The organism is Mesorhizobium sp. WSM4806 (assembly GCF_055811635.1).
The window spans coordinates 1-3,058 of record NZ_JBVVQZ010000052.1 but is presented as its reverse complement, the minus strand read 5'-3'; the positions used below and the strand labels follow the sequence as shown (position 1 = coordinate 3,058).

The following is a 3,058-nucleotide window of genomic DNA, read 5'->3' as shown; positions in this document are numbered from 1 at the left end:
TCCCAACTTGCCCAGGGAATGCCATGTAGTTCCCGAAGGGCGGTCTTCGAATAGGGCGTCCGAATGCGCAGATCGTCGGCAACCTCCAGATAGGGACTGGAGATCGGGTCGAACGCATAGGTGTCACGTCCCTTGCTGTCGGCGTGGGCCGCCAGCAACTCGGCCTCACGCGCCAGCCAACGGTCGACCTACGGAGACATCCGGTTGGCAGCGTGCCATCGGACAACGGAGAGAAACTTATGTGTCTATCAGGCCAACTGCTCGACATGTTCTCACGAGAGAGCGGCTCAACGAGATCGCAAGAGAGTGACTTACCGAGACTGGAAAGGGCGTCCGTTCAACCCCGCCGACCGCGCCGAATGTGAACTAGATCCCCTTACGTTGGATGCGTGGCGTGGACCTTCCAATCCCTGATAAACGCTAGCGACGCTCATTTATCTTCGCCTGAAGTCGAGCTACTGCGTCGAGAAGCGCGACCGTTGCCTCGCTGTCTAGCGCAATCTCCAAGCGGCCACCTGTAGTGCGAACAGAGAGAATGCCGAAAGGGCCCTTGTCGTCCGCGACCGTGCTTATGTGAAACTCGGTGGGAACGAAAGGCTTTTCCTTTTTCATCGTTCACCTATCACTCCGTCACACAGCTTACGAACTCTATCGGTGCGACAGGAATTATCCTCGTGCATGGTAGCATGGCAGACGGGGAACTGTCAGCAGAGCAGGCAGGAAGGCCGTTCTTCGCGAAATGACTGCATCGCATATCGGCACAGAACGATGTCGGATATGGCCATGCTCGCCGCAGAGGTGCCTGATGCGCAGCTTCACCACCTCTGGCTGTACTCATTGCGTCGCCGGCCCTTTCTTCAACTCTTTGGGCGGTGGACCGGCGTGTTTCTGAAGCCTGGCCGCCGATGATCGCATTCTCGATCTCAAGCTCTCTGGTGGCTTCGCATGAGCCAAGTGTATTTGCGCGTCCAATCCGCACCGGTTTTCGTGAAGACCCGGGTAAGCACGTTGGGAACAAATCGGCCATCCGCTGCTTAGAGAAGCCTAGAGCCATTGGCATGGACTGGCGAGGACCAAACGTGGCGAATTATCTAACACTGCCTACGACTACATCGAAGGGTCGGATCAGGGTGGTCGTGGAAACACCGCGTGGCGCCGAAGCAAAGTTGACTTACAAGCCCAAGAAGAAGCTTTTCGAATATACGCGGCCGCTTCCAGCGGGCCTGGCCTACCCGTACGACTGGGGCTTTCTGCCTTCTACACTGGGCGACGATGGCGACGCCCTCGACGGCCTGGTCATCCATGAGGCCACCAGCGCTCCCGGTGTTGTCATCAAGTGCGATCTGCTGGCGGCCCTTTGTGTCATGCAAACGGAGAACGGCGAGACCGTGAGAAACGATCGCTTTGTATTTTGCCCGCACAAGCAAGACGCCCATAGCGAGTCTCTCCTTGGCGAGAATGTTCCGGATCGTCTGCGATCCGAGATCGAGCAGTTTTTCCTCGCGTCGGTGTCCGGCACCGACAAACAAATCGAATTCGAAGGCTGGCACGATTCCAGCCAAGCTCTCCGGAACATCCATCGGGCCATGAGAACTTTCGAGCGGAAACAGCGAGCCGCCGGTCCCTGAGCGCTCCACAATATGAGAAGAATGTAGCTTGAGAACACAAGGCTGCCTGGACGTCGGTGGCGGCACTTTCACAGGTCAACAACGGCGAAGTGCACCCGCAATAGAGCAGGCAGGAAGGCCGTTCATTTTTTCGCGAAATGACTGCATCGCATATGGCGCAGGGGTTGCGGGCGGGCACTTGAGGCGCGGGCATATTTTGACCCGTCAAGCAGCCCACCAGCTCCTGCGGAGATATCGGCAAGGTGGCTATTTCCCGCTTATAAAAGACTAGGGGATTGCCGCGCGAGAACGTTTCGCACATTCGAGACCTGCCATTGGCCGTTGCGGGCTGTTCGAACGCCTCGATTTGTTCAGAGCGATTGCCAGGCCACGCAGGCTGGTGATGCCCGACTGCTGGATGGAGGCGATGATCGGCAGCACGGTCTGGGCAAATCTGTCAGCCTCCCGGATCGAGATCTTCCGACCTTTCGCCGCAGCTTCAGCTGTGTTGGTCGGATTACCGAGTTTTATGCCAGTGGTCTTGCGAGAGGCGAGGGCGGCCTTGGTTCGTTCCGAGATCAGCCGCCGTTCTTTTTCTGCCAAGGCGGCGTAGAGGTGCAACATGAACGGATCGGCATCGGCGCCAAGTTCGGCGACTATAAAAGGAACGCGCTGGACCATCAGGCCGGCTATGAAGGCGACATCGCGCGACAGGCGGTCGAGCTTGGCCACGACGACCGGGCATTTGAGCTGCCGGGCAAGGGCGAGGGCGGCTGCAAGTTGCGGACGGCGATCCAGGGCGTCCGAGCCCTTGCCGGTTTCGACCTCGGTGAACTCCTGGATGATGGCAATTCCCTCGGCTTCAGCAAAGCGGGCGACCGCGGCACGCTGGGCCTCAATGCCGAGACCTGATCGTCCTTGGCGCTGGGTCGAGACCCGATAGTAGGCGACTGCTCTCGTCATGCTGCTGTTTCCGGGGTGTTCAAACTGCAAACCACCGTTTGCAGTGTGCTCACAAGACACGGTTCAGCAAGTTCTTTCAGGAATTAGCCTTCAGCAGCAACGCGGTTGAGCTGGAGCGCCGCCTATATGACGCAGACTTGTTGGAAGGCACTTCATGAGCAAGCCGAGTTTTCGCATCCAGTGCAGATAACCATCCTTCGTCAGCACGTTGCTTCCTTATCGCGCCCGCCACAGAGGCGCAGCCGCCGCGGATGCAGCTACTTCCAATTCGTATGGGCACGCCCTAAGTCTGCGGCCAGAACGCAATCTCGCGACAAACGTTCACGTCAGTGTGGATTACAGGTGCGGCTGTGCAGGCCCTATCGAGCTCGGCCCTAGCCAAGCTAGCTGCGCCCCTTCACTAGGACGTACCCATGCAGAACAAGTCCCTAGCAGCCACTGGCTTTCTCTGCCTGGGCGTTCTCGTCTTCTCACTGCAGGACGTGATC

The 3,058-nt window shown here is 58.3% G+C and carries 2 protein-coding genes; one reads left to right on the top strand and one right to left on the bottom strand.

Annotated elements, in window-relative coordinates; genetic code table 11:
* Positions 1-1,130 precede the first annotated feature (1,130 nt).
* Positions 1,131-1,628 carry an inorganic diphosphatase gene (locus AC0L2M_RS34500; protein ID WP_473537256.1) on the top strand — a complete coding sequence of 166 codons (498 nt, stop codon included), beginning with the start codon at positions 1,131-1,133 and terminating at the stop codon, positions 1,626-1,628.
* Between the two features lie 267 nt (positions 1,629-1,895).
* On the opposite strand, the gene AC0L2M_RS34495 is transcribed toward AC0L2M_RS34500, so the two are convergent.
* Positions 1,896-2,570 (bottom strand): recombinase family protein, encoded by a 675-nt coding sequence (locus tag AC0L2M_RS34495; RefSeq protein ID WP_473537255.1) that lies wholly within the window; start codon positions 2,568-2,570, stop codon positions 1,896-1,898.
* Positions 2,571-3,058: the final 488 nt, after the last annotated feature.

Bases quoted from the DNA above. Each gene is read 5' to 3' on its own strand.
- AC0L2M_RS34495 (WP_473537255.1), bottom strand. From the start codon at position 2,570: ATGACGAGAGCAGTCGCCTACTATCGGGTCTCGACCCAGCGCCAAGGA.